A 25,749-nucleotide genomic window follows, 5' to 3' on the forward strand; every position below is an offset into this window, starting at 1 on the left:
ACCACCCCCCAGATCATGATCAACAGGGGGGAGCAGTCATGCCGTCCCGGAGGCCGGGAACCCCATTGCGGGGCTGATCAAGAAGGTAATGGGGGGCTCGCAGCAGGCACCGCTGCGAGCCCCCGGTCATGCTGCGCGCGACTACGTCAGCAGGGCGTCCGCGAGCCGCCGCCAGCCTTCGCGCATCCGGGGACTGATCGGCTGTCCCTCCGCCAGGGAGCGCGGTGTGACCGGTTCCTCGCTGATCACCTGCACGGCGACGTGGTCCGCGCCCGCGGCGAAGAATTCGTCCAGCCGCTTCTTGATGCGTTCCTCGTCGCCCCAGGCGACGACCGCGTCGATGAGGCGGTCGCTCCCACCGTTCGCCAGGTCCTCCTCGGTGAATCCCGACCGCAGGAAATTGTTGGTGTAGTTCGGCAGGCTCGTGGTGGGCACGTTCATGCGGCCGATGGTGCGGGCCCGGCCGGGATCGGTCTCCAGGAGGACGCGCACCTCGGGTGCGAGCAACGGGCCGTCGCCCAGTGCCTCGCGCGCCTGCGCAGTGTGTTCCGGCGTGGAGAGGTAGGGGAGCGAGCCGAGCGACCGGTCGCGGGCGAGTTTCAGCATCTTCGGTCCGAGGGCCGCCAGCACCCGGCGACCGGCGGGCGGGCCGCCGGAGTCGAGGGCGTCGAGATAGTCGACCATCGCCGCATACGGGCGGTGGTAGCGGTCGTCGATCTTGGCGTGACTCACTCCCAGACCGAGCAGGAAACGCCCGGGGTGGGCGCTGTCCAGCGAGGCGAACTGCTCGGCCACGGCGGACGCCTGGTGATCCCAGATGCTCAGGATGCTGGTTCCCACCGTCACGCGCGAGGTTTCCTCGGCGACCACCGCGGCCTGCTGGACGGAGGGACTGCCGCCGATCCAGAGGGCGCCGTAGCCGGCCTCCTCCAACTCCTTGACGGCATCGCCCAGTTCCGTGCGCTTCGCCGGATCCGTCAGCCGCAGGGCCAGGCTCCAGACGCCGTAGCGTCCGATGGACCGTTTGAGGGCGCTGAGGTCCTGGCCGGCGACCGGCACATCAACCATCGGTTCTGCTCCTTCGGGGTGGGGTGAGCAGGCGTCGGGGCCTGAGGGCGCGCCATCCACGCTCGTGCGGGCACGGCCGAGCGGTGCGCGTGGCCAACCGGAGGGCCCCGCCGATTGGCTCACCCTAGGGAGGGTCCCGCCGCTTGGCAACCCGAGTCGATCGTGTCGTGTTCGTGCGCGCATACGTCTTGACGCGGCCACTAGAGAGTGTTCACTCTCTATGGAGAGAGCGGACACTCTCTTAGTGTGCAGTGAGCCGTGAAAGGAACATCGCCGTGACCACAGCCGGCATACCTGTCCGTCAGGGACAGCAGACGTACGAAGAGCCCGACCGACCTCCCTTCTCCCCGCACTCCCCGGTGCGCGAGGACTTCGTCCCCAAGGGCGACTACATCGATCCGCACTACGTGCGGATCGAGAAGGAACGCCTCTGGCCGGACGTCTGGCAGGTGGCCTGCCGGGAGGAGGAGATCCCGAAGGCCGGGAACTTCCTCACCTTCGACATCGCCGATGACTCGATCATCGTGATCCGGCTGACCGACGGCACGATCAAGGCGTACTACAACGCCTGCCAGCACCGGGGCAGGCGCCTCACCGAGGGGTGTGGTACCGCGCACAACTTCTTCTGCCGGTACCACGGCTGGCGCTGGAACCTGGACGGCACGGTACGTGAGGTCGTCGACCGCGAGGACTGGGGCGACCGGATCAGCGACGAGGACCTGCGCCTCAAGGAGCCCCGCGTCGACACCTGGGGCGGCTACGTCTTCATCACCATGAATCCGGACGCCGAACCTCTGCGGGACTACCTCGCCCCGCTGCCGGAGGTCTTCGACGCCTTCGAGTTCGAGAAGTTCCGCTTCCGCTGGTACAAGTCCGTGATCCTGCCCGCCAACTGGAAGACCGCCCTGGAGGCGTTCAACGAGGGCTACCACGTCCAGACCACGCATCCCCAACTGCTGCGCGTCAACGACGACCTGACCGACAGCGGCCGTTTCGGCAGGCACTCGACCTTCACCGGGGCCGAGGACAACTGGCCGCTGGGTGCCCCCTCGAGGCGGCTCGGTCAGCCCTTCCCGAAGGATCTGCGCCCGGGCGTCATCAGCTTCGTCGAGCTGATGGAGGAACAGCTCAAGGCGATCTGGACGCCCCGCGACCTCACGGCCGCACACCGGCTGACCTCCGAACTGGACGAGACCGACGGCGCGGACCCGGCCCGGGTGCTCGGGGCGCTGATGGAGTTCGCCGCGCAGGAGGCGGAGAAGGACGGCTCAGGCTGGCCCAAGCTGACCGCCGAGAACCTGATCCGGGCCGGCCAGGACTGGCACATCTTCCCCAACCTGGTCTTCCTGCCCTACCCGGACGGCGCGCTGTGGTACCGCGCCCGGCCGAACGGGGACGACCCCGACAGCTGCGTCTTCGACATCTGGTCGCTGGTCCGGTACGCGCCCGGCGCGGAGCCCGAGCTCAAGCGGGAGTTCTACCCCGACTGGCGTGAGCACGACGGCTGGGGCCGGATCCTGGAGCAGGACTTCGAGAACCTCGACGCGGTGCAACAGGGCATGAAGTCCCGTGGTTTCCCGGGCGCCCGGCCGAGCCCCCGCCAGGAGATGGCGATCAGCAACTTCCACCGGGTGCTGCACGAGGAGTACTACCGGGACGCCGAGGGCGCCGGCACGAAGGGAGCGGCACGGTGACCGGACAGCCCACGGAGAAAGCCGAGGCCGGCTGGGACTCGGTCGCCGACCTGGTGGTGGTCGGCAGCGGCGGCGGGTCCCTGGCGGCGGCCCTGGTCGCCCGCCAGGGCGGCCTTGAACCCCTGGTGCTGGAGAAGACCGAGGTGGTCGGGGGGTCCACCGCGATGTCCGGCGGCGTGCTGTGGCTGCCGAACAACCAGGTCTCCCGGGCGGCAGGAGTCGAGGACAGCCCCGAGGAGGCACGCCAGTACTTCGCCGCCTCGGTCGGCGACGTCGGCCCCTCCACCTCGCCCGAACGGGTCGAGGCGTTCCTGAACGCCGTCGAGCCGATGACCGACTTCCTGATGGAACAGGGGGTGCCCTTCCGGCACTGCGAGGGCTACTCCGACTACTACGACGAACTTCCCGGCGGCAAGGCGCGCGGCCGTTCGTTGGAGACCGAGATCCTCGACCTGCGCCGGCTCGGCCCCTGGCGGCAGAAGTTCCGGGCCCGCGCCGACCTCCCCCCGCTGCCCCTGACCACCAGTGATGTCTCGCCCCTGTCGCTGGCCCCGCGCACCGCGCACTCGGTGGCCACGGTGGCGAAGGTGGCCGCCCGTATGACCAAGGCGAAACTGACCCGCCGTGAGATGCGGGGGACCGGCTCGGCGCTGCAGGGCTGGATGCTGCTGGCGGCCCTGCGCGCCGAGGTGCCGATCTGGACCGGCACCCGCGTGGTGGACCTGGTCGTCGAGGACGGCCGCGTGCTGGGCGTGGTGGCCGAGCGGGACGGGCGTACGGTCCGGGTCCGGGCCCGGGCGGGTGTGCTGCTGAACTCCGGCGGCTTCGCCCACAACCAGGCCATGCGCGACAAGTACGGCCCCGCGCCCGCCTCCACCGCCTGGACCTCCGCCAACGAGGGCGACACCGGAGAGGTGATCGAGGCCGCCATGCGGCACGGTGCCGCGGTGGACCTGATGGAGGAGGCCTGGTGGATCCCCTCCTCGGTCCTGCCGGACGGCACACCGCAGTTCGCGGTCTACGAGCGTTCCAAGCCGCACTCCATATTGGTCGACTCGAACGGCGCGCGGTACGTCAACGAAGCCGCCTCCTACATGGAGGTCGGCCAGGCCATGTACGCCCGCCACCGCGAGACCACCGCGGTCCCCAGCTGGTTCGTCATGGACGCGCGCTTCCGCCGGCGCTACCTGTGGGGGACCGTGCCCGGCGGATTCACCCCGCGCGAGTGGCTCACCTCGGGCTACATGAAGAAGTCCGACACCGTCGAGGGCCTGGCGGAGCAGTGCGGGATCGATCCGGCCGGACTCCGTGACACGGTGGACCGCTACAACGCCTCGGCCGAGCAGGGCAAGGACCCGGAGTTCCACAAGGGCGAGCGGGCGTACGACCGCTACTACGGCGATCCCACCGTCCGCCCCAACCCCTGCGTGGCCCCGGTGTCCAAGGCCCCGTTCTACGCCGTCGCCATGTACCCGGGCGACGTCGGCACCTCGGGCGGGCTCCTGACGGACGAACACGGCCGGGTCATCGGGGAGAACGGCGAGGCCATGCCCGGCCTGTACGCCACCGGCAACTGCACCGCCTCCGTCATGGGCCGTACCTACCCGGCGGCCGGTGCCAGCATCGCGGCGTCCTTCGTCTTCGGCTGGCTGGCCGCCCACCACATGATCGACAACTCTCGTAGGAGCGATTCCGTTGCCTGAGCCGACCCCTGCCGCGGACCATCCACTGGTCCGCGTCTACCGCACCGCGGCCCTCGTGCACCGCAGCGACGAGCGGCTGCGCGGCCTGCTCACCTCCGGTGAACTCGCCGCGGCCTACTACTCGCCGCGCGGTCAGGAGATCGTCGCGGCTGCCATGGCGCACAGCACACTGCGCACCGACGACTACCTGGTCACCACCTACCGCGGGATCCACGACCAGATCGCCAAGGGCATGCCGCTGGACCTGCTGTTCGCGGAGATTTTCGGCAAGGCCACCGGCACCTGCAAGGGCAAGGGCGGCCCCATGCACGTCACCCACCCGGACACAGGCGTGATGGTGACCACCGGCATCGTCGGCAGCGGGCTGCCGATCGCGGTGGGCCTCGCCACCGCCTCCCAGATGCGCGGGGAGGACCGGGTCACCGTCGTCTGCTTCGGTGACGGCGCGAGCAACATCGGCGCCTTCCACGAGGCGCTCAACCTGGCCTCGCTGTGGAAACTGCCCGTGGTCTTCCTGTGCCAGAACAACCGGTACGCCGAGGCCACCGCCTACGCCAACGGCACCAGCGTCGGACACATCGCCGACCGGGCGGCCGGCTACGGGATGCCCGGTGTGACCGTGGACGGGAACGACCCCGAGGCGGCCCTCTCCGCGTTCACCCAGGCGGTGCTGCGGGCACGCGCGGGCGAAGGACCCACACTCGTGGAGGCCGAGACCTACCGCTTCATGGGTCACTACTTCGGCGATCCCGGCTCCTACATGGACCGTGCCGAGTTCGACGCGGCGCTCGCCGCGGACCCCGTACCCGCACTGCGCGCCACTCTGTTGTCCCGCGGCCTGGCCGACGAGGACCAGCTGAGCGCGCTGGAGGCGCAGATCGCCGACGAGGTCGACCGCGCGATCGCCTTCGCCACCGAGAGCCCCTACCCCGGCGCGGACGAACTGCGCCTCGACGTCTACCGCGAGGAGGTGCCCGCATGACCGAGCGCAGGAAGCGGAGCGGGAAGATCTCGTTCCAGCAGGGCTGCACCATGGCCCTGGACGAGGCGATGGCCGCCGACGAGTCCGTGTTCCTGCTCGGCGAGGATGTCGCCGACCGGGAGGGCGGCGGCACGTTCAAGGTGACGGCGGGGCTGGCCGGCAAGTACGGCACCGACCGGGTGCGGTCCACGCCCATCTCCGAGCAGGCCATTGTGGGCACCGCGGTCGGCGCGGCCGTGGCGGGGATGCGCCCGGTCGCCGAGATCATGCTGATGAACTTCATCACCCTCGGCCTGGACCAGCTGGTCAACCACGCGGCCAAGCTCCGGTTCATGTCCGGCGGGGTCACCGGTGTCCCGCTGACCGTCCGTACCGCGACCGGCGCCGGCGGCGGCACCGGCGGCCAGCACTCCGACATGCTGGAGGCCTGGCTCGCACACGTCCCCGGCCTGAAGGTGGTCGTGCCCTCCTCCCCGGCAGAGGCCAAGGGGCTGCTGCTGTCCTGTGTCTTCGACGACGACCCCTGCGTGTTCGTCGAGCACACCCAGCTCTACTGGACGAAGGGCGCGCCGCCCGCGGAGGGGCTGCGGATCCCGCTGGGCAAGGCGCACATCGCCCGCCCCGGCTCGGACGTCTCCGTCATCACCTACGGCCGGCCGGTGGGCGAGGTGCTGGAGCTGGCCGGGAAGCTGGCCGGCGAGGGGATCGAGGCGGAGGTCGTCGACCTGCGCACGATCTCGCCGCTGGACGAGCGGACGGTCCTGGAGTCGGTGGCGAAGACCCGACGCGCCGTCATCGTCCACGAGGCGGTCGGCCAGTTCGGGGTGGGTGCCGAGGTGTCGGCACGGATCAGCGAGGAACTGCACGGCCAACTCGCCTCGCCGGTGGTGCGGGTGACCTCAGCCAACACCCCGGTGCCGTTCTCCAGGCCCCTGGAGCAGGAGTACCTCTACAAGATCTCCGATGTGGAGAGCGCGATCAGGAAGTCGGTTGCATGAGCGAGGTCGTCGTCGTCAGGCTCCCCAAGCTCGGTCTCACGATGGAGGAGGGCGAGCTGCTGGAGTGGCTGGTCGAGGACGGGGACACCGTCGAGGAGGGACAGCCGATCTACATACTGGCCACCGACAAGGTCGAGAACGAGGTCGAGTCCACCGTCGCGGGCACGATCCGTCTGATCGGCGAGGTCGAGACCACCTACAAGGTCGGCGATCTCCTTGCGGAGATCACGACGGCCTGACCCCCTGACCGCCGCCGCGGCCCGGTCCTGTCCTGCCCGCCCGGGCCGTGGCGGCTACCATGGGGAGCCCATGACCAGTGACAACTCAACCGGTGCCCGTTCCCGTGGTCACGGCCGGACACGGCGCAGTACGGAGGCCGTTCGCTGTGATCTCCTGAGGGCCGCGCGCGAGGTCTTCGGCGAGCGCGGCTACGAGGGTGCTCGCACCCGTGAGATCGCTGAGCGTGCCCAGGCCACCGAGCAGATGATGTACCGCCACTTCCGCACGAAGGAAGAGCTGTTCGAGCAGGCGGTGTTCCAGCCCTTCTCCCAGCTGGTGGCCGAGTTCGTGGAGGAGTTCCAGCAGCGCGTCGAACGGGGACTGAGCGACGAGCAGCTGACCCGGGACTACGTCACCATGCTCTTCCGCTTCCTGCGGACGAACCGACGCGAGCTGCTGAGCCTGGTGACGCTGTACTCGCACAGCCCGGCGCCGATGCCGGAGAGCCCCCTCGACCACCTGTTCCCTGCTCTGGAGCAGACGGTGGTCACGGGGCTGACCGAGCACGGCCAGGACCCGGCCGCCTTCCGCCTCTACGTACGCCTCACCTTCGGCATGGTGTTCTCGGCCGTAGTGCTGGACGAGCGTTTTCTCGGACTGGACGCCGACCATGACGAAGGCCGGCTCCTCGACGAACTGACCGCCTATGTTCTGGCGGGCTTCCTCGGGCAGGGGGCTCAGGGGACCGTCCGCTGAGCCCGGGGCCGGTTCCTCAACGGGCGGAGAAGGGATCGGGCCAGCCCTTCGCGAATGATGCCTCGCGCTTCTCCGCGAACGCACGCGGCCCCTCCAGGAAGTCACCGGAGAGGAGAACCCGGTGCATGACGGATTCGTACATCCGTTGCTGTTCGGTCAGTTGAAGGTCGCGCCAGTACTTGAGGACCTGCTTCGTACCCCGGACGGCCGTCTGGGAGTGCGAGGCGATCACAGAGGCCTTCTCCAGCGCCGCGTCCATGAGCTGTTCCGGCTCCACGACCTTCTGCACCAGCCCGAGCCGGTGCGCCTCCTCGGCGGGCAGCCGCTCCCCGGACAGCATGAGGTCCAGTGCGGTGCCGTACGGCATGAGCCGGGGCAGGATGTTCACCGCCACGCCCGCGAGGAGCCCTCGGCTGACCTCGAGGACGCCGAACCAGGCCGTGCGCGCGGCGATCCGGATGTCGGCGCTGATGGCGAGCTCGAACCCGCCCGCCACCGCCAGGCCGTTGACCGCGGCGATCACCGGCTTCTCGCTGGCGGCCACACCCGCGATGTCGGGCTGCCGGGACATCGGGACGGCCGCCCCGGTGGCACCGTCCGACGCCATCTCCTTGAGATCGGCGCCGGCGCTGAAGGCCCGTGTGCCCGCTCCGGTGACGACTGCGACCCGCTGATCGTCATCGGCGTTGAACTCCCGTACCCCTTCTTCCAGTTCGGCCAGAACCGTGTGGCTGAGCGCGTTCATGGCGTCCGGTCGGTTGAGGGTGAACACGGTCGTGTGCCCGTCGCGTTCCACGAGCAGGTCGTCCATGGTGCTCCTTCATCCATTCATGCTTCGAATTATGTGAAAGTATCTCTGGATTTTGCTCCTGTCTAGCCGCAAAACCCTTGACTGGACCCCTGTTTCCTTAGATGGTTTTAGAAACATCTAAGGAGTGTGGAGGGTGCACGTACTCAGGGATGCCGACCTCGCCGCCTTTCGCGAGGAGGCCCGCACCTGGCTGGAGGAATACGTGCCGGACGAACCCCGGCCGACCACACACGGCCCGGAGGTCCGCGACTTCGACGTCGCCTGGCAGCGCCGGCAGTACGAGGGCGGCTGGGCCGGGATCGACTGGGAACGCGAGTACGGCGGCCGTGGGCTGTCGCTGCGTCAACAGGTCATCTGGTACGAGGAACTGGTCCGCGCGGGAGCTCCCCGCGACAGCATTTTCGACGTCGCGTTCGGGCACGCCGGACCGACGCTCATCATGCGGGGCAGCGAGGAACAGAAACAGTTCCACCTGCCCCGGATACTGCGCGGTGAGGCGCCCTGGTGCCAGGGCTTCTCAGAACCCGACGCGGGTTCGGACCTCGCGGGTCTGCGCACCCGTGGAGTGGTCGACGGCGACGAGATCGTCATCACCGGGCAGAAGACCTGGACCTCGTTCGCGCAGTACTGCGACTACGGAGAACTCCTGGTGCGCACGGACCCGGACGCGTCCCGGCACCGCGGTCTCACCTGGCTGATCGTGGACATGCGGCTGCCGGGCATCGACATCCGGCCCATCACCAGCATCGACGGTCATCCGCACAACTGCGAGGTGTTCTACGACGAGGTGCGGGTGCCGCTCGCCAACGTCGTCGACCGGGTGAACAACGGGTGGAGCGTGGCGATGTCGACCCTGTCGGCGGAGCGCGGCCCGGGGTTCCTCAACCACCGGCTGGAACAGATCCGTCTGGTGGACCAGCTCATCGCCCACGCCAAAGAGACGGGGCAGTTGAACGACGAGGCGCTCGCCGACCGGCTGGCGGCCGCCAGGGCCAACGCCGCGGCCCTGCGGTCCATGGCGTACTTCCAGATCGGGTCCGCCAAGAAGGGCGAACAGCCCGGGCCCGAGACGACGGCCATCCGGACCTTCGCCGTACAGGCGCAGCAGGAGATCGCCTGGCTCGCCCTCGACATCCTCGGTCCGCGGGCCATGGAGTGGGTGCCCTGGACCAGGCACTGGCTCGCCGAGTTCGGCGCCACCATCGCCGGCGGCACCATCGACATCCAGCGCAACATCATCGGCGAACGCGTGTTGGGAATCCCACGATGATCGATCTGACGGTCTCCGAGGAGCAGCAGGAGATAGGGGCCTCGGTACGCGACGTGCTGACCAAGGCGATGCCCATCGAGGTGGTGCGGAAACTGGCGGCGGACAAGGACCGTCCGGCCGTCGACCCCGCGCTGTGGTCACGCCTCACCGAGCTGGGCTGGCTGGGACTGGGCGTCCCCGAGGAACTCGGCGGCGTGGGTCTGGGCCTCCCCGAGGAAGCCACCGTCTTCGTGGAGTTGGGCAGGGCCCTGGCGGCCGGACCCTTCCGCTCCGGTGCGATCGCGGCATTCGTCGCCGCCGGTGCGAGGGACGAGGAACTGGTCCAGGCCGTCATCAGCGGTGAGCGCCGGGTGGGCCTCGTGGCCGGCCGGCTCGCCGTCGACGCGCACGCCGGGGACCTGGCACTGACCATCGGCCCCGAGGGCGCGGCGGTCGTCGAGGTCCTCGCCGTCGAGCCCGTCGAGGGCGTCGATCCCGGGTGCCGTTTCGGGGTTCCGTCGTTGGGTGCCACGCTCGCCGAACTTCCCGGCCCCGCCGTGCTGACCCGTGCGCGCGTCCTGGCCGCGGCCGAACTACTGGGCGTGGTCGAGGCGTTGCGCGACATGAGCGCCTCCTACGCGCAGAGCCGCACGCAGTTCGGAAAGCCCATCGGCACCTTCCAGGCCGTCAAGCACCGGTGCGCCGACATGGCGGTCGCGGCGTACGCGATCCGCGCGCAGACGTTCTTCGCGGCGGTCGCCGCCGAGGGCGGCGAGCCCGACGCCGACTTCCAGGCCGCCGGCGCGTACGTGCTCGCCACACGCGGTGCCCGGCAGACAGCCGCCGACGCCATCCAGGTCCACGGCGGCATCGGATTCACCTGGGAACACGACGCGCATCTCTACCTCAAGCGCGCCCTGCTGCTCGAACGACTCCACGGCGACCGCCGCGGACACCTGCGCGCCGTCCTCGCCCCGACGGCCCACGAGTTCGGCTGACGCGTTCCGTCCGCTCCGCCACTCTCCTCACCATCCTTCCAGGGAGCATCCCCTTGTCCGAAGTACCCTTCGTCGAGTCGATCTTCATCGACGGGACCTGGCGCGCCGCGGAGAGCGGAACCGCGTTCGTCGTGACCGACCCCGCCAACGGCCGAGAGATAGCCACCGTCGCCGACGGCGGCATGAACGAGGTCCGCGCGGCGATCGACGCGGCCCACGCGGCGCTCCCGGACTGGAGCCGCCGTACCGCCTACGAGCGCTCCGAAGTCCTCTACCGCGCCCACGAGTTGATGCTCGAACGGGCCGAAGAGCTGGCCAGGCTGATGACCACCGAACAGGGCAAGCCGCTGCGTGCCGCCCGCACCGAGGTCCGGTACGCGGCGGACTTCCTCATCTGGTTCGCGGAGGAGGCCAAGCGAGTCTACGGCCGCACCATCCCCTCGGCGCGGGCCGACCAGCGGTTCATCGTCCAGCACCGGCCGGTCGGTGTCGTGGGCGCCGTGACGCCCTGGAACTACCCGATCTCGATGATCACCCGGAAGGTCGGGCCCGCGCTGGCCGCGGGGTGCACCGTCGTACTCAAGCCCGCCGAGACGACACCGCTGTGCGCCGTGGAGGTCTTCAAGATCCTTGAGGAGGCCGGTGTCCCGCCGGGTGTGGTCAATCTGGTGACCCTCGCCGACCCGAGCCCGGCCGGCACCGAGTTCACCACCAATCCCAAGGTGGCGAAGCTGACCTTCACGGGGTCCACCGCCGTGGGGCGGATGCTGGCCGAGGGCGCGGGACGGTCGCTGAAGCGGATCTCCCTCGAACTCGGCGGCCACGCACCGTTCATCGTGTTCGACGACGCCGATCCGGTGCACGCCGCGAAGGGCGCCGCCGCGATCAAGATGCTCAACACGGGACAGGCGTGCATCGTCCCGAACCGGTACTTCGTGCACGCGTCGCTGGCGACCGAGTTCCTCGACGTGTTCACCGCCCGGATCGACCGGATGAAGGCCGGCAACGGTCACCAGGAAGGCGTCACGGTGGGACCCCTCATCGACGCCGCCTCCGTGGACCGGATGGAACGCCAGGTCACGGACGCGGTCGAGCGCGGCGCCAAGGTCCTGGCCGGCGGAAAGCGGCTCACCGACAGGGAGTTCGCGGGCGGGAACTTCTACGCGCCGACCGTGCTGTCCGAAGTGACACCCGAGATGACGATCTTCCGCGAGGAGACCTTCGGCCCGGTCGCCCCGGTCATCGTCTTCGACGATGACGACGACGTCATCGCCATGGCCAACGACACCACGTACGGCCTCGCCTCCTACGTCTACACCAGCGACCTCGGCCGTGCGCTGCGCACCTGTGAGCGGCTCGACTTCGGGATGGTAGGCGTCAACGACATCAACCCGACCTCGGCCGCCGCCCCCTTCGGCGGTGTGAAGGACAGCGGCATCGGCCGTGAAGGGGCACAGGAGGGCATCCACGAGTACCTGGAGACCCGGCTGGTGGGTCTCAGCATCTAGGCGGACGCGGCGGCGAGGAAAGGACGAGGTGGCGTGGACGACGTGGTGACGGCCGCCGAAGAGCTGTCGGCCCTGCTCGACGAGGGCGGATATGTCGCGGACGAACAGGCGGCCCTGACGGTCGCCCGGGACGCCCCTGCGGGCAACCCTGATCAAGGACGCCGGGCAACTCGCCGTGTTCGACACGCTGTTCCCACTGTTCATGGCCGCGCCCGAAGCGGGCGCGGCCGCCGCGGGCGAACCCCTCGCGGCCCTGACCGACGCCGAGCTGACCGAGCGGGCCGCAGCGGAACTCCTGTCGTCGGACCGTTTGCGCCGCCGACTGCTCGCCGCGGAAGCGGTCCGCCGGTGGTCCGGTTTCGAGCCCCGACGTCCGGTGGGCGGCGAGTACTACGTGGCGAAGACACTGCGGCGGATCGGCCTCGCCGAGCTGGCGCAAGCACCGGCCGAACGGGCCCGCACCGGGACACCGCCGTCGGGACCCGGCACCGAGAAGGCGGTGCTAGAGCTAAGTCAGGCCGTGGAGGCGGAGGTCAGACGTCTGCTCGCGGCCGACCAGGGTGGCGCGGCGCTGGCCCGGCGGATCCATGTCGCACTGCCCGCGGACATCGACCTCATGCACGCCTCGGACGACGAACTCGCCGTCCTGCAAGGCGTCGTCGAACGCATGGCCCGCGGCACCCTCGCACGGCGTCGCCGCCGCCGACACGGACGGATCGACCCGCGCGCGACGCTCCGCAAGGCGCTGCGCCATGGCGGTGTCCCGATCGAGCTCGCCCACCGTCGCGGGCGCCGGCCACGCCGTCGGCTGGTCGTGCCGGCGGACGTCTCCGGCTCCGCCTCCGCGTTCGCCGGCTTCGCGCTGAGTTTCCTCAGGGCCGTGGGCGGCGCCGACGAGACGGCGCGCTGCTTCGTCTTCGTCGAAGGCGTCGAGGAGATCACCGGGATGCTCCGTGGGGCGCCGACGATCCGGGCCGTCCGCGAGCGCATCACCGGACTGACCGGCCTGACCAGGCTCGACGGGCACTCCGACTACGGGCACGCGTTCGTGTCGTTCCGCTCACGGTACGGCGGGGAGCTCGACCACCGCACGGTCCTGGTCGTGCTCGGCGACGCGCGCACCAACTACCACGCCACCGGTGCCGAGGAGCCGGCGAGGTGTGGTGGCTCAACCCGGAGCCACGCGGCGACTGGGATTCCGGTGACTCGGTCATGTCCGCCTACCAGGCCTCCTGCGACCTGGTCGCGGAGTGCCGCACCGCCCGGCAGCTCACCCGGTACCTGGCGAGCGTGACGGCGCACCCGTGACACCAGTGGTCCGCTCCAAGCCCTCGGCCCCTCCCCGCCCGCACCGCAGATCGAAAGGCCCAGCCATGTCCCAGACCGCACCACCCGCCGCCACCGGCTCGACCTCGCTGCACCGCACGCTGAAGCCGAGGTCCGTCGCGTTCGTCGGCGTCTCGGAAGCCTCGCCGTTCGCGCACAGCGTGCGCCGGACCATGACGGGCAGCACCGAGACGCTGTTCGTCCACCCCAGGTTCGACAAGCTCTTCGGCCGCCCGTCGGTGCCGGACCTCACCGAACTCGGCGGCCCGGTGGACGTGGTGTTCAGTGCGGTGTCCGCGGCCCGCACGGTGACCGTGGTGGAACAGGCCGCGGCGATCGGCGCCGGGGGAGTGGTCACCATCGCCGGCGGTTTCGCCGAGTCCGGCGCGGAAGGGGCGGTGCTGCAGCGGCGCATGGCGGACATCGCCCGGGCCGCGGGCATGCCGGTGGTGGGCCCGAACGGCGTCGGCGTGATCAATGTGCCCGACGAGGTCAACCTGACGATGCTCGCCCCCTTCGATCGCCGTCCGGGCGGGCTGTCGGCGGTCACCCACAGCGGTGCGATGATCGAGGCCATCGGCGCGGCCGGCCGGCGCCCCGGCGGGGTGGGCCTGAACCTGCTGATCTCCGCCGGGAACGAGGCGGTCACGGATCTCGCCGACTACCTGGACTTCCTGGCGGCGGACGACCGCACCACGGTGATCGCGCTCGCGCTGGAGAAGATCCGCCGGCCGGAGCCGTTCTTCGCCGCCGCGGCACGCGCACTCGAAGCGGGCAAACCGATCGTCGCCGTCAAGATGGGGCGCTCGGCGCGGGCCCGGAGGATGGCGGCGTCACATACCGGCAGTCTGGTGGGCGATGCCTGGGTCTACGAGACCGCGTTGCGCCAGGCGGGTATCCAATTGGCGTACGACATCGACGAGTTGGTCGACCGGGTGCAGTTCCTGGAGCAGCTGCCGAGGCAGCGCTGGACCGAGGTGCGCGGGCTGGCCGTGCTCACCGCCACGGGTGGCTTCGCCCAGCTCGCCAGCGACCTGGCCGAGGACACCGGCGTCGACATACCGGCGCTGGAGCAACTGCGGCCCGTCGCCGACGCCGTCCCCGGCAAGCCCCTGCCCAACCCCCTGGACGCCACCGGGTTCGCCGACTCCATCGACGGGCTGTGGGAGTTCATCGTGGACGGCTACGCGGCGGAGCCCCAGGTGGATGCCCTGCTGTTCACCAGCCAGCACGCGGACTGGGACATCATGAACCGCCGGATGGCCGACGTCTTCGCCGAGCGCTGCTCCCGGCTCCCCTCGAAGCCCTTCGTCGTCGCTCCGCTGGCCGGCACCGCCGGCACCTGGCTGGAGGACTACCGTGAGAACGACGTCGCGGTCGGGAACGGACTGGCGGGCTGCCTCCGCGGACTGCACACCATGGGCAGTTTCGTCCGTGCGCAGCGTCGCGGGCACCGGGTCGGGTCGGCGGAGGGTGTCCCCGCACTGCCCGTTCCGGAGGGGACGGTGCACGAGGTGGCCGGGGGGCGCATGCTGTCGTTCGCCGCCACCATGAAGGTGCTGTCCGACGCGGGCGTTCCCGTGGCCCGCTGGGCCGTGTTCGACGGCGCGGTTTCCGCTCCCGGGTTCGCGGGGCCGTACGTCGTGAAGCTCGCCGATGTCGCCCACCGGACCGAGCACAACGCGGTGCGCCTGAAGGTGCCGGCCGACGAACTGGCCCACGCTGCCGCCGAACTCCGCGAAATCGCGCTCCGGGACGGGCTGTCCGGCACCGTGGCGGTCCAGGAGATGGTCGCCGGTCACGGAGAGGCCTTCATCGGCCTCCAGGGTGCGTCGGAGCTCGGCCCGCTCACCGTGTTCGGCCTGGGCGGAGTGTTCGTGGAACTGCTGAAGCAGGTGGGCGGACGGCTGGCGCCCTTCGACGAGGTGACGGCCTGGGAACTCATCGCCGAGTTCGACACGACCGGGGTGCTCGACGGTTTCCGGGGCGCCCCCGCCTGGGACCGCGCCCGGCTCGCCGACGTACTGCGCGCCGCCGGGAACCTGGCCGCGGGGGGCCGTGACTGGATCGACTCGCTGGACATCAACCCGCTGGTCATCACGGCGGACGGCCCCGTCGCCGTGGACGGCCTGTGCCTGCTGAGGACCACGTGATGAGCGCTTCGCCCGCCGAGGACCCTGTGATGAGCGCCTCGTCCGCCGACGCGATGACCATCCTGGAACGCTTCGACCTCGACCTCGCCTCCTCCGACCCGCTGCGGTTTCCCGGGTACGCCGAACAACTGGACCGTGTGGGTGCCGAATCCGTCGACACCCGGCTCGTGGACTTCGGCGGCGCCAAAGCCGTGGTCATCGAATGCCGCTTCGACCGGCACGGCGGCACGATGGGCATGGTCGCGGGTGAGCGGATCGCGCGCGCCTATCGCCGGGCCACGGACCTGCGCACACCGGTGATCAACCTGATCGCGACCGGCGGCGCGCGGCTCCAGGAGGGCATGCTCAGCCTGATCCAGATGGCCCGCACCACCGACGCCCGCGCGGCTCACGCCAGTGCCGGACTGCTGTCCGTCGGTGTGCTCCGCTCGCCGACCACCGGCGGGGTGTTCGCCTCCTGGGGCTCCCAGCTGGACCTGCGGGCGGCACGCCGCGAGGCCACCGTCGGCTTCGGCGGCCCGCTCGTCGTCGAGCAGGTCACCGGCCAGCTGCCGCCCCCCATTTCGCACACGGCCGAGGCCGCCTACGCGCACGGCATGGTCGATGCCCTGCTGGACGGGCCGGACGAACGGCACTGGATCTCCGCGGCGTTGGGCCACACGGACACCCCGCTGCGGCTTCGCCGTACGGGACCGCGGTCGTACGAACCGTTCGCGACCGCCGTACCCCGCGATGCCTGGCAGGCCGTTCGCCGGGTCCGGCGGCCCGAGCGTCCGTCCGGGCTGGAGTGGGCGGCGGCCCTGACCGATTCATGGGTCGAACTACGCGGTCCCGACCCGGTGATCAGGGCCGGGCTCGCCCGTATGGGAGACATCCGCCTCGTCGTCATCGCCATGGACCGGCACGCCAGGCCCGGCGGCGCCCGGCCGGGTCCGGCGGACTACCGCACGGCCCAGCGCGCCATCGCCCTGGCCGGAAGGCTGGGCCTGCCCCTGCTCACCTTGATCGACACACCGGGCGCGGAACCGGGCCCGGACGCCGAGGCCGACGACATCGCCGGCGAGATCGCGCGGACGCTGCGCGCGATGTCCGATCTGACATCCGTGTCGGCGGCGGTCTGCGTGGGGGAGGGCGGCAGTGGCGGGGCCATGGCCCTCGCGCACGCGGACCGTCTCTTCCTCCTCGGCGACGCGGTGTTCTCGGTGATCGGTCCGGAGGCCGCCGCCGTCATCCTCCGCCGTGACGCCGCCAGGGCCGCGGACATGGCCAGGTCACTGGGCATCCGGGCCTGGGACCTGCGCTGCCTCGGCCTCGTCGACGGCCTGATCGACGTGCACTCGCCGCGTCTGGTGGACGACCTGCGCGGCCGCGTCGTGGACGCGCTGACCACGGCCGCCGTCGGCGACCGCTCGCGACGGCTGGACACGGCCACGGCCGGCCGCCTGCGCACCCTCTGATGTCCGCTGTCCGCCGGGCGCTCGCGCCGGTTCCTGGAAGGAACGTTCTCACGTGATGAAGCTCAGTCGCCGTGCGGTGATCGCCGGCGTGCACCTCACCGAGCAGGGCGATCTCTCCGATCGCAGCCAGCCGCACGTGTGGTGGGAGGCGGTGGCCGGCGCCTGCGCCGACGCGGGGCTCGCGGTGGGTGACATCGATGGGCTGGTCGGGGATCACCCACAGGGTGCGGGCATCAGGGAGAATCTGCCCGGGGCCGCCCTGGGGTACGACACCCTCGGCAAGCCCCTGCGGTTCCACGCCTCGACCTCGCTCGGCGCCTCGGCCGCCTCGGCCGGTGTCCACCTCGCCGCGTACGCGGTGTCGGCCGGGCTGGCCGACACCGTCGTCATCGCCACCGCGGCGGCCGGAGTGGCCGCCGGCTACACGAGCGCGAACCGCGACGACGCGATCAAGGCGATGGCCAAGCTCAGCGGTCCCTACGAATACGTCTACGGAACGACGCGGGTCTCGGACTACGCCGTGCTCGCCATGCGGCACATGCACGAGTACGGCACCACGCCGGAGCAGCTCGCCGAAGTGGCCGTGGCCCAGCGGATGGGCGCCGTACGGCACCCCCTGTCAGTCCACGGACACCGCGGCGAACTCACCGTGGACGACGTCCTGAACTCGCGGATGATCGCCGATCCGCTGCGACTGTTCGACTGCTGCGCGATCAACCAGGGCGGTGGTGCGATCGTGGTCACCACGCTCGACCGGGCGCGCGATCTGCGGCACACCCCGGTGGAGGTGCTGGGTTACGGAGAGGGGCACAGTCACATCGATCCCAACGCCGCTCCGGACCTGGCCACGTTCCCCGCGGCGAAGCTGGCGGCCGACACCGCGTTCGGGATCGCCGGTGTCGAACGCTCCGACGTCGACGTGGCCGGTATCGCCGACCACTTCACGGTGAACGTCCTGTTCGGGTTGGAGTCGGCCGGGTTCTGCGCCGTCGGGGAATCGGGCCCGTTCGTGGAGTCGGGGGCGCTGCGCCCGGACGGGGCGTTGCCCACCAACACGGCCGGCGGGTTCCTCTCCTTCAGCCACGCGGCCTCGTGCGGTCTGTTCACGCTGGTCGAACTGGTCGACCAGCTCCGTGGCACCGCCGGGCCCCGGCAGGTGCCGGACGCGGAGCTCGCTTATCTCAACGGCGTCGGCGGCGCCATGCAGAACAACTTCTCGGCGATTCTCGGAAAGGCGTGACATGACCGGCTACGACACATTCCTGCCGGAGGACATCCCGGCCTGGCAGGGGCCGTTCTGGGAGTCGCTGAAGGCCCATGACGTGAGGGTGCAGCGGTGCGACGCGTGCGGAGCCTTCCGCTACGTCCCGAAGGAGATCTGCCCGTCCTGCCGGGCGACGGCCGCCACGTGGTCGCCCGTCAGCGGTGAGGGCCGCGTCTACACCTACTCGGTGGTCCGGCGGGGGCCGACGAAGGAGTTCCAGGCCATGGCCCCGTACGTGATCGTGCACGTCACCATGGCCGAGGGCTTCCGCATGGTGGGCACACTGCTCGATGTCGACCCTGAGAAGGTCGCCATCGGCGATCCGGTGCGGGTGCGCTACAGCGATGTGACCGACGACTGGACGCTCCTGGCGTTCGGCCCGGCCTGACGGTCCGTCGTGCGCGGGCCCGGCAGCTCACCACGTGGTGAGCTGCGCCTGGCCCGGCCCCTCCCCGGTGTGCTCCCGCGGCGCCGTGGGCGGGGCGGCCACCACGTCCCGCAGATACCCGGCCAGGTCGTGGAGGACCTGTTCCCGCAGGCTGTAATAGAAGTTCCGGCTCTCCTTGCGCGATTCGACGATGCCGGCCTGGACGAGGATCTTCACGTGGTAGGAGATGGTCGGCTTCGACACCGACAGGGTCTCCTCCAGGACGCTCGCAGGGAGCACGCCGGCCTGCGCGATCTGCCGAAGGATGTCCCAGCGAACGGGATCGGCCAGCGCCTTGAACAAGGCAGGGGCGTTAGCGTCGACGGCGGCCGGGTGAGCGGGCATCGGCGTGCCTTCCGGAGGACAAGGGACAGGGCGCTGGAGCGATGATAATTGTACAATTTTCGAAGCGTCGAGCTCCGGGCTCTCTCGTGCCACCCCTAGTGGTCCTCGAAGCGGGGCGGCCGATGTTCGCGCTGCGCCTGCACCCCCTCATGGATGTCCCGGGTCGTCAGCGACACGGGCTGGGCGAGCGCCTCCCACTCCAGGGACGCGTTGAAGCCGTAACGCCCCTGCTCCAGGCCCCTCTTGAGCAGCCGGGTCGCGATGGGCGCGGCTTCGGAGAGCCGCGTGGCCACGGTGACGGCCTCAGCCACCACGTCCGCCGCGACGCCCGCGACGAGGCCCCACCTGTGTGCCTCCTCGGCGGTCACCGGCCGGCCGGTGTACAGCATCTCGCGGGCCCGGGAGGCGCCGATCGCTTCCGGGAGGAGGGCGGTCATCGCCATCCCGGTGTGGGTGCCGAGGTGGATGAACGGAGCGGCGAAGGTGGCCGTCGGTGCCGCGTAGCGCAGATCGCACGACAGGGCGAGGGCCAGCCCGGCTCCGATCGTCGGTCCGTTGACCGCGGCGATCACCGGAAACGGGAGTTCGCGCGCCGCCAGCCAGGTCCGGTAGAAGGGCAGCATCCGCCGGCGGATCCGGTCGGGGGTGACGTCGCTCTCCGCTGCCTGGTCGAGCCAGGACAGGTCCGCGCCGGCGCAGAACGAAGGACCGGCGCCGGCGACGACAAGGACCCGTACTCGCTCGTTCTCGCGCAGTTGCTCGATGCGCTCGTGCCACGCCGAGGTGAGTTCCTCGGTCATGGCGTTGCGCACCCGGGGGCGGTTGAGCGTGAGCAGGGCGACCGTCGAGGCGGGCCATGTCAGTGTCACGGCGTCGGCGGAGCCGCTCATCGGACCACCACGTGCGGCATCAGGGAGGGGGTGTACATACACCGAACCCTAGAACACGGCTGACGGAGTGTGATCTCGCCTCCGGGCAGCCGTCCAGTCTGCCGGTGTGCGTCCCGATCGGCAGCGCATCAACCGAATCGCAAACAGAGGAGAACGCAATGCCCCGAGGAATCATGCTGGTGACCACCGAACCTGTGAGCCAGGACACCGAGGCGGCTTACAACGAGTGGTACGACAAGGTGCACATCCCGGAGGTGCTCGCCCTGCCCGGCTTTGTCTCGGCGCGCCGACTGCGCGCCGTCGCGGACCCCTCCAAGGGCGACGGCGCGCAGCGCTACCTGGCCATCTACGAGATCGACGCGCCGGACATCACGGACGCCGCCGCCGCGTTGGCGTCCGCGGCTCCAGGGCTGACCCTCAGTGAGGCCATCGCCTTCGACCGGACGACCACGGTCTTCTTCGAGGAACTGCCGGGGATCTGACCGGGGACGGCCGACGGCGTCCCGGCGGGCATCCGCGGATCCTCAGGAGCTGAAGTCGAGCACCAGCCGCCCCCGGACGCCGCCGGCCTCCAGTCGGCGATGGGCATCGCCGGCCCGCTCGGCGGGCAGGACGTCCGCGACCCGCGGAGTGAGGGCGCCCTGCTCGGCGAGTTCGCGCACGTAATCGATCCTGGCGGTGTCCCTGGCCCCGGTCTGGACGAGCGCGTTGCGGACGGTGACGCCGCGCTCGGCCTCCCAGATCCAGGGGGACGGCACGAAGATCTGCCCCCCGTCGCGGACCGCGCGCTCGATCTTGCCGTTCTGCAGTGCCCCGTCGACCACGGCGTCGACGCCGTCCGGGACGGCCTCCCGGATCCGCTCCGCGAAGTCGTCGCCACGGCGCACGACCTCATCGGCGCCGAGGCTTCGGATCAAGGCCTCGTCGGCGACGGACGCGTCGGCCAGCACCCGCAGCCCCTGGGCCTTGGCCATTTGCGTCACGTATCCGCCGAACGCTCCGGCCGAGCCGGTGACCGCCACCGTCTGTCCCTCGGACAGGTCCAGGGTGGCCAGTGCCATCACGGCGGTCAGACCGTTCATGGGCAGGGTGCTGGCCTGAACGAAATCCATGCCGCGGGGAACCCGCACGACGGACTCGGCCGGCACCACGAGTTCGTCCGCGTACGCCCCGCCGCCCGGCCCCCAGGGAACGACGACCGCCATGACGTGGTCCCCCATGTTCCAGGGCGCCCCCTCGCCGACTTCGCTGACGACCCCGGCGGCATCCATGCCCAGGACGTAGGGCGGGCGCCAGTCCGGGTTCGGGTTCCACGCCGCGCTGCGGGTCCCGATGTCCGCCGGGTTCACCGCTGCCGCGTGCACCCTGATCCGCACCTCACCCGGACCGGGGTGCGGTTCTGGAACGTCGAGGACACGCAACTGCTCCGGTCCACCGAACTCGGTCAGTCCCACTACACGCATGCTGATCTCCTTCGTCAGAACGTGGTCAATCGGATTCGGAAAGACGGCAAAGGCTTCATGAGCCCAGGAGGGCGGCCCCCAGGCGGCGCCAGCCCTCCCGTAGCCGGGGCTCCAGCGGCTGCCCGTCGAGGACGAACCGCACGCTGAGAGGGTTCTCGTGGATCACCTGGATGGCGACGTGGTCGGCGCCCGCGGCGAAGAACTCGTCCAGCCGCCTCTTGACGCGTTCCTCGTCCCCCCAGGCGACGAGCGCGTCGATCAGTTGGTCGCTTCCTCCGCCCGCCAGGTCGCCCTCGGTGAAGCCGAGGCGCAACAGGTTGTTCGCGTAGTTCGGGATCGTCAGGTATGTCGAGAGGCTGAGCCGGGCGAGGGTACGGGCCCGGTCCGGATCGGTTTCCAGCAGGACCTTCACCTCGGGGGCGAGCAGCGGGCCGTCGCCCAGGACCTCCCGGGCCTGCGCGGTGTGCTGGGCCGTGGCGAGGTAGGGGATGGAGCCGGCCGACCGGTCGCGGGCGAGTTCCAGCATCTTCGGCCCGAGGGACGCGAGGAGTCGGCGTTGGGGCGGCTGGCCGCCGGCGTCGAGCGCGTCGAGGTAGTGGGCCATCGCGGAATACGGGCGGAGGTAGCGCCCGGTCGTGGCCGCGTGCGCGACGCCGAGACCGAGCAGAAACCGGCCGGGGTGGGCTGCCTCCAGCGCGGCGAATTCCTTGGCGGCGTCCGCCGGGTCCTGCTCCCAGATGGTCTGGATACTGGTGGCGACCACCAACCGCGCGCTCTCTTCGAGGACCATCCTGGCGTGCCGCATGGAGGGGCTTGCGCCCAACCAGACGGTGCGATAGCCAATGTCCTCCAATTCCCTTACGGCGTCGGCCAGTTCCGGACGCCTGGCCGGATTCGTGAGGCGTAGGGCGATGCTCCGGATCCCGTATCGCCCCAAGGACTGCCGCAACGCGCTCGGGGCGGTGACCGTGGACTTCACGTCGTCCATCTGTGTCTTCCTCTGGGTCGGTTGCCGAGTCGGCGCATGGGCCGCACACGGAGTCCGCCCGAGTGTTCGCCGGGCGAACAGGGAGCGGCTGTGGTGCGGCAGAGAACCGGAGGGTGACTCCGCTTATGTCGGCGATAATACGGAGAGCCCCGCCGGTTAGCAAACGCGCAGACGGCGCCCTGGTCGGGACATCGCGGTCGGCCGGCGCCGCGACGGGGGCGGCCTCAGTGTCGGCTTCGCCGGCTTCGGTCCTTGACCGTTAGTCGCGTCGTAGTGATCTTTTTCAGGTCATCCGCCGTTCCTGGATTGGTCTGTTGTGAGAGGTTTTGGCGAAAAGAAGGCGCAGATATGTTTTGACATGTCCGCAACGTGCGGAGCCTGCTTCACCTGGAGAACCCCCCCATGCACAAGCTTCTGGCCTCTGTGGCCGCCACGACCGCCGTCCTCGGCGGGCTCGCGGCCGCCACGGCCCCCGCTTCGGCTGCCACGTCCGGGTCGTTCAGCGTGCTCACCTACAACGTCGCCGGTCTGCCGGAGGCGCTTTCCAGCGCCTCCACCCCGCGGGCCGCGAGCACGCAGGAGATCGGCCGACGGATCGCGCCGTACGACGTCGTCAACGTGGAAGAGGACTTCAACTACCACGCCGATCTGTACTCGACGGACACCCACCCGTACCGCACGGCGACCAGCGGTGGCGCGGGCATCGGCAGCGGTCTCAACACCGTCTCCAAGTTCCCCTGGGACACCACCACCTTCCAGCGGGCCAAGTGGAAGTCCTGCCAGTTCGACTCCGGCGACTGCCTGACCCCCAAGGGCTTCACCTTCATGCGGGAGCAGGCGGCCGACGGCGTCTACGTCGACTTCTACAACCTGCACACCAACGCCGGGACCAACTCCGGTGACCTCAAGTCCCGCGCGAGCAACCTGGCGCAGCTCAGCGACTTCATCAAGGCCCACTCGGCGGGCAACGCCGTCGTCGTCATGGGGGACACCAACACCCGCTACACCCGCACCGGCGACACGATCGCAGAGTTCGCCGGCGACAACGGTCTGACGGACGCGTGGGTCCAGCTGATCCGCGGCGGCTCGGCCCCGGCCAAGGGCAGTGACGCCCTGGTCTGTGACCAGACCGGCGCCACGGTGCCCAACACCTGCGAGGTCGTGGACAAGGTCCTGTACCGCAGCAGCAGCAAGGTCACACTGAATGCGACGTCGTACAACAACGAACACGCCAAGTTCCTGACCTCGGACGGCAAGATGCTCTCCGACCACGACCCGATCACGGTCGGCTTCACCTGGTCCCAGAACTGAGGCCGACGGCTGCGAACGGCCCGCGGGGCGGTTACCGGTACGGGTAACCGCCCCGCGGTGTTCGGGCTTCTCGCCGCTCGTGAGGGACGGCGGATGAGTTCCTCGACGGCGTTGGGCACCAGCGAGGCGTCGTCGATCAACTGCCGTCGGTGTCCCGGATGGAGCGCGAGGAACCGGGCGACGAAGCCGAGGAGCGACGCGACCGTGTCCAGGCCGCCGGCCAGGACCGTCTTGGCCAGGGCGACGGCGGCCTCGAAGGCGATGGGCCCGCCGGCGATCTTCGCCGCCACGATCTTACTCAGGAGGTCAGGGCCCGGCTGCTCGGCCCGGGTGGTCAGGGCCTGGGCGACGTACTCGCCCAGGCCGTCGTGGCCCGCGGCAAGGTCTTGCGCGTCCTTCGGCCGGATGGTCTTCTCCGCGAGCGTCTGGAGATGGTCGCGGTCTTCCACCGGAAGGTCGACGATGCCGAGGAAGACGACGACGGGCAGTACCTTGGCGAAGTCACCGACGAACTCGCCCTTCGGCCGCAACGCTTCGATGATCGAAACGGTGGTCTCCCGTACGATCGGCTCCAGGGCCGCGACAGCCTTGGGGGAGAACGTCGGCGACACGAGCATCCGGTACGGACCGTGCCGCGGCGTATCCATGTGGGTGACGTCACCCTCGACTCCGTAGCGCCCTTCGATCATGAGGCGGGCGTGGGAGAAGCGCTCGTGGTCGAGCTGGATCGCCTTGATGGCGTCGGCGCGGGTGACGACCCAGTGGCCGCCGTGCCGGGGGGTCCAGAAGATGTCGGGCAGGGTGTCCTGGGCGTTCTTCCAGGCCAGGTGCAGATCCTCGTCGATGCCGGTCGGCCGCAGAAAGTCGAAGTCGACGACGCGGTCTTCCGGTACATGCGCGGGGATGTCCGTCGTGGGGCTGGTGGTCATCGTGTCACCTCTCTCGTCGGAGCGGGCAGTTGCGGGAACGGCGGGGCGGGTGGGGGCAGACCGGGGCGGGTCAGACGCCGGTCTGGGAGACGGGGAGCCGGACGATCAGGCCGTCGGTGTCCTCGGTCACCTGGATCTGGCACGACAGCCGGCTCGTGGGCCGGACGTCGAAGGCGGCCTCGATCATGACTGCCTCGGCTTCCTCCGGCGCGGGCAGCTTGTCGGCCCACGCGTCGTCGACGTAGACGTGGCAGGTCGCGCAGTTGGCGTAGCCTCCGCACTCGGCGAGGAGGCCGGGGACGAGGTTGTCCGCCGCGGTCTGCATGACCGACTCACCGATGGTGGCCTCGACGGCGTGTTCGGTGCCGCTGTCCTTGATGAAGGTGATCTTGGGCATGGTTGATTCCGTCTCCGTGTCGTGGGGGGGCGTGTAGGGGCGGATCACCCGGGATCCGCGTCGACCCGCCCGAGGCGGTCGCTGGCCAGGGGCTGGGCGGGGATCAGATCGCGGCCTGGGCCAGCGGGATCTCGTCGTCGGCCAGTCGCTCCGGGTCGACGGCCCGGCCGCTGGTGACGAGCTGTCGTGCGGCGGCGAAGTCGGCCGGACGGCTGACGACATCGGCCGCGATGACCCGGTCGCCGGTGAGGTAGAAGGCCGACAGAGTAGTGCCGGTGGGGCCGCCGCGGACGATGCACCGGTCATGACCGGCTGACAGGCCCACCATCTGGAGCTTGAAGTCGTACTGCTCCGACCAGAACCACGGGGTGGCCGTGGACGCCTTCGGCCAGCTGAGGATCGTCGCCGCGGCGACCTTGGCGTGCTCGATGGCGTTGGGCACCGACTCAAGACGGACGCGCCGGCCGGCGTAGGCGCTGGGCTGGCTGGCGCAGTCGCCGACGGCGAGGACCTCGGGATCGCTCGTGTGCGCGAACTCGTCGACGACGATGCCGTTGTCGACCTCCAGACCGGCCGCGGAAGCCAGGTCCGTGTTCGGCTCCATGCCGATCCCGACCAGCACGAGGTCGGCGTCGAGCCGCTCCAGGGCACCGGAGACCGACACCTCGACGCCGGTCACCCGGCGTCCGGACGCCTCCCCAGTCGCCGTACACCTCGCCGAAGTCGTCGCGGCGGTCGGTCGTACGGCCCTCGGTGTCGATGGCGGTGTGGAGATCGGTGCGGCCGGTCGCGACGAAGACCTCCTCCGGCTCC

Annotated in this window: 23 protein-coding genes and 1 pseudogene; 16 read left to right on the forward strand and 8 right to left on the reverse strand. The window is 70.2% G+C overall.

The features are described from left to right. Positions 1-141: 141 nt before the first annotated feature. Positions 142-1,068, reverse strand: coding sequence for an LLM class F420-dependent oxidoreductase (locus AB0D85_RS51070; protein WP_362338171.1), 927 nt, complete (start codon positions 1,066-1,068; stop codon positions 142-144). A 275-nt stretch (positions 1,069-1,343) separates the two neighbouring features. Between AB0D85_RS51070 and AB0D85_RS51075 the strand changes: the two genes are divergently transcribed. The 6 genes from AB0D85_RS51075 to AB0D85_RS51100 all read left to right on the forward strand — a co-directional run bounded on the left by AB0D85_RS51075 (position 1,344) and on the right by AB0D85_RS51100 (position 7,420). Further along, positions 1,344-2,762 carry an aromatic ring-hydroxylating dioxygenase subunit alpha gene (locus AB0D85_RS51075; protein ID WP_362338176.1) on the forward strand — a complete coding sequence of 473 codons (1,419 nt, stop codon included), beginning with the start codon at positions 1,344-1,346 and terminating at the stop codon, positions 2,760-2,762. Then, a complete protein-coding gene (locus AB0D85_RS51080; RefSeq protein WP_362338181.1) occupies positions 2,759-4,465 on the forward strand; it encodes an FAD-binding protein in 1,707 nt (568 codons plus the stop codon). The genes AB0D85_RS51075 and AB0D85_RS51080 overlap by 4 nt, the downstream gene beginning before the upstream one ends. Then, positions 4,458-5,447, forward strand: coding sequence for a thiamine pyrophosphate-dependent dehydrogenase E1 component subunit alpha (locus tag AB0D85_RS51085; protein ID WP_362338184.1), 990 nt, complete (start codon positions 4,458-4,460; stop codon positions 5,445-5,447). The genes AB0D85_RS51080 and AB0D85_RS51085 overlap by 8 nt, the downstream gene beginning before the upstream one ends. Further along, on the forward strand, positions 5,444-6,445 hold the full coding sequence (locus AB0D85_RS51090) for an alpha-ketoacid dehydrogenase subunit beta (RefSeq protein WP_362338187.1): 1,002 nt from the start codon (positions 5,444-5,446) through the stop codon (positions 6,443-6,445). Before AB0D85_RS51085 ends, AB0D85_RS51090 begins: the two co-directional genes overlap by 4 nt. Further along, positions 6,442-6,684 (forward strand): biotin/lipoyl-containing protein, encoded by a 243-nt coding sequence (locus AB0D85_RS51095; RefSeq protein WP_362338190.1) that lies wholly within the window; start codon positions 6,442-6,444, stop codon positions 6,682-6,684. Before AB0D85_RS51090 ends, AB0D85_RS51095 begins: the two co-directional genes overlap by 4 nt. 70 nt (positions 6,685-6,754) lie before the next feature. Continuing rightward, a complete protein-coding gene (locus AB0D85_RS51100) occupies positions 6,755-7,420 on the forward strand; it encodes a helix-turn-helix domain-containing protein (protein WP_362338193.1) in 666 nt (221 codons plus the stop codon). A 16-nt stretch (positions 7,421-7,436) separates the two neighbouring features. Here the strand turns inward: AB0D85_RS51100 and AB0D85_RS51105 are convergent, their stop codons facing one another. After that, on the reverse strand, positions 7,437-8,231 hold the full coding sequence (locus AB0D85_RS51105; protein ID WP_362338196.1) for an enoyl-CoA hydratase-related protein: 795 nt from the start codon (positions 8,229-8,231) through the stop codon (positions 7,437-7,439). A gap of 133 nt (positions 8,232-8,364) precedes the next feature. Here AB0D85_RS51105 and AB0D85_RS51110 point away from each other — a divergent pair, with 133 nt between their 5' ends. The 8 genes from AB0D85_RS51110 (at position 8,365) to AB0D85_RS51145 (ending at position 18,574) form a co-directional block, all read left to right on the forward strand. Beyond that, the gene (locus tag AB0D85_RS51110; protein ID WP_362338199.1) at positions 8,365-9,501 is read left to right on the forward strand and encodes an acyl-CoA dehydrogenase family protein; all 1,137 of its coding nucleotides are present in this window, start codon (positions 8,365-8,367) and stop codon (positions 9,499-9,501) included. Then, complete coding sequence (locus AB0D85_RS51115; RefSeq protein ID WP_362338202.1) at positions 9,498-10,478, forward strand: acyl-CoA dehydrogenase family protein; 981 nt, start codon at positions 9,498-9,500, stop codon at positions 10,476-10,478. The genes AB0D85_RS51110 and AB0D85_RS51115 overlap by 4 nt, the downstream gene beginning before the upstream one ends. 53 nt (positions 10,479-10,531) lie before the next feature. Further along, positions 10,532-11,986 carry an NAD-dependent succinate-semialdehyde dehydrogenase gene (locus AB0D85_RS51120; protein ID WP_362338205.1) on the forward strand — a complete coding sequence of 485 codons (1,455 nt, stop codon included), beginning with the start codon at positions 10,532-10,534 and terminating at the stop codon, positions 11,984-11,986. Positions 11,987-12,161: 175 nt separating this feature from the next. Continuing rightward, positions 12,162-13,280, forward strand: coding sequence for a VWA domain-containing protein (locus AB0D85_RS51125; RefSeq protein WP_362338208.1), 1,119 nt, complete (start codon positions 12,162-12,164; stop codon positions 13,278-13,280). A 79-nt stretch (positions 13,281-13,359) separates the two neighbouring features. After that, the gene (locus AB0D85_RS51130; protein WP_362338211.1) at positions 13,360-15,465 is read left to right on the forward strand and encodes an acetate--CoA ligase family protein; all 2,106 of its coding nucleotides are present in this window, start codon (positions 13,360-13,362) and stop codon (positions 15,463-15,465) included. Then, complete coding sequence (locus AB0D85_RS51135; protein WP_362338214.1) at positions 15,465-16,922, forward strand: carboxyl transferase domain-containing protein; 1,458 nt, start codon at positions 15,465-15,467, stop codon at positions 16,920-16,922. The genes AB0D85_RS51130 and AB0D85_RS51135 overlap by 1 nt, the downstream gene beginning before the upstream one ends. A gap of 52 nt (positions 16,923-16,974) precedes the next feature. Next, positions 16,975-18,162: an acetyl-CoA acetyltransferase gene (locus tag AB0D85_RS51140; RefSeq protein ID WP_362338217.1), complete on the forward strand. Its 1,188-nt coding sequence runs from the start codon at positions 16,975-16,977 to the stop codon at positions 18,160-18,162. Position 18,163: 1 nt separating this feature from the next. Next, positions 18,164-18,574 (forward strand): OB-fold domain-containing protein, encoded by a 411-nt coding sequence (locus AB0D85_RS51145; protein WP_362338220.1) that lies wholly within the window; start codon positions 18,164-18,166, stop codon positions 18,572-18,574. Positions 18,575-18,601: 27 nt separating this feature from the next. On the opposite strand, the gene AB0D85_RS51150 is transcribed toward AB0D85_RS51145, so the two are convergent. Beyond that, entirely contained in the window at positions 18,602-18,958 is a 357-nt protein-coding gene (locus AB0D85_RS51150; RefSeq protein ID WP_362338223.1) for a helix-turn-helix transcriptional regulator, read from the reverse strand. A gap of 95 nt (positions 18,959-19,053) precedes the next feature. Beyond that, a complete protein-coding gene (locus tag AB0D85_RS51155; RefSeq protein ID WP_362338226.1) occupies positions 19,054-19,848 on the reverse strand; it encodes an enoyl-CoA hydratase/isomerase family protein in 795 nt (264 codons plus the stop codon). A 179-nt stretch (positions 19,849-20,027) separates the two neighbouring features. Here AB0D85_RS51155 and AB0D85_RS51160 point away from each other — a divergent pair, with 179 nt between their 5' ends. Then, positions 20,028-20,330, forward strand: a complete 303-nt coding sequence (locus AB0D85_RS51160) for a DUF4286 family protein (protein ID WP_362338229.1) — start codon at positions 20,028-20,030, stop codon at positions 20,328-20,330. 42 nt (positions 20,331-20,372) lie between these two features. Here AB0D85_RS51160 and AB0D85_RS51165 read toward each other — a convergent pair whose 3' ends face one another. Then, positions 20,373-21,311: an NADP-dependent oxidoreductase gene (locus AB0D85_RS51165; protein ID WP_362338232.1), complete on the reverse strand. Its 939-nt coding sequence runs from the start codon at positions 21,309-21,311 to the stop codon at positions 20,373-20,375. A 55-nt stretch (positions 21,312-21,366) separates the two neighbouring features. Next, positions 21,367-22,299, reverse strand: a complete 933-nt coding sequence (locus AB0D85_RS51170) for an LLM class F420-dependent oxidoreductase (RefSeq protein ID WP_362338235.1) — start codon at positions 22,297-22,299, stop codon at positions 21,367-21,369. 402 nt (positions 22,300-22,701) lie between these two features. Here AB0D85_RS51170 and AB0D85_RS51175 point away from each other — a divergent pair. Next, a pseudogene (locus AB0D85_RS51175) lies at positions 22,702-23,607 on the forward strand (endonuclease/exonuclease/phosphatase family protein); the annotation flags it as partial. Between the two features lie 1,002 nt (positions 23,608-24,609). On the opposite strand, the gene AB0D85_RS51180 reads toward AB0D85_RS51175, so the two are convergent. Both AB0D85_RS51180 and AB0D85_RS51185 read right to left on the reverse strand, forming a co-directional pair. After that, the gene (locus AB0D85_RS51180) at positions 24,610-24,936 is read right to left on the reverse strand and encodes a 2Fe-2S iron-sulfur cluster-binding protein (RefSeq protein WP_362338238.1); all 327 of its coding nucleotides are present in this window, start codon (positions 24,934-24,936) and stop codon (positions 24,610-24,612) included. 103 nt (positions 24,937-25,039) lie between these two features. Beyond that, positions 25,040-25,615, reverse strand: coding sequence for an oxidoreductase C-terminal domain-containing protein (locus tag AB0D85_RS51185; RefSeq protein WP_362338241.1), 576 nt, complete (start codon positions 25,613-25,615; stop codon positions 25,040-25,042). Between the last annotated feature and the right edge of the window lie 134 nt (positions 25,616-25,749).

Source organism: Streptomyces sp. NPDC048277, assembly GCF_040652235.1.
Lineage (GTDB): Bacteria > Actinomycetota > Actinomycetes > Streptomycetales > Streptomycetaceae > Streptomyces.

Coding starts and splice junctions, on each gene's coding strand:
- AB0D85_RS51070 (WP_362338171.1), bottom strand. CDS start 1,068: ATGGTTGATGTGCCGGTCGCCGGCCAGGACCTCAGCGCCCTCAAACGG.
- AB0D85_RS51090 (WP_362338187.1), top strand. CDS start 5,444: ATGACCGAGCGCAGGAAGCGGAGCGGGAAGATCTCGTTCCAGCAGGGC.
- AB0D85_RS51095 (WP_362338190.1), top strand. CDS start 6,442: ATGAGCGAGGTCGTCGTCGTCAGGCTCCCCAAGCTCGGTCTCACGATG.
- AB0D85_RS51100 (WP_362338193.1), top strand. CDS start 6,755: ATGACCAGTGACAACTCAACCGGTGCCCGTTCCCGTGGTCACGGCCGG.
- AB0D85_RS51105 (WP_362338196.1), bottom strand. CDS start 8,231: ATGGACGACCTGCTCGTGGAACGCGACGGGCACACGACCGTGTTCACC.
- AB0D85_RS51115 (WP_362338202.1), top strand. CDS start 9,498: ATGATCGATCTGACGGTCTCCGAGGAGCAGCAGGAGATAGGGGCCTCG.
- AB0D85_RS51130 (WP_362338211.1), top strand. CDS start 13,360: ATGTCCCAGACCGCACCACCCGCCGCCACCGGCTCGACCTCGCTGCAC.
- AB0D85_RS51135 (WP_362338214.1), top strand. CDS start 15,465: ATGAGCGCTTCGCCCGCCGAGGACCCTGTGATGAGCGCCTCGTCCGCC.
- AB0D85_RS51145 (WP_362338220.1), top strand. CDS start 18,164: ATGACCGGCTACGACACATTCCTGCCGGAGGACATCCCGGCCTGGCAG.
- AB0D85_RS51150 (WP_362338223.1), bottom strand. CDS start 18,958: ATGCCCGCTCACCCGGCCGCCGTCGACGCTAACGCCCCTGCCTTGTTC.
- AB0D85_RS51155 (WP_362338226.1), bottom strand. CDS start 19,848: ATGAGCGGCTCCGCCGACGCCGTGACACTGACATGGCCCGCCTCGACG.
- AB0D85_RS51165 (WP_362338232.1), bottom strand. CDS start 21,311: ATGCGTGTAGTGGGACTGACCGAGTTCGGTGGACCGGAGCAGTTGCGT.
- AB0D85_RS51170 (WP_362338235.1), bottom strand. CDS start 22,299: ATGGACGACGTGAAGTCCACGGTCACCGCCCCGAGCGCGTTGCGGCAG.
- AB0D85_RS51180 (WP_362338238.1), bottom strand. CDS start 24,936: ATGCCCAAGATCACCTTCATCAAGGACAGCGGCACCGAACACGCCGTC.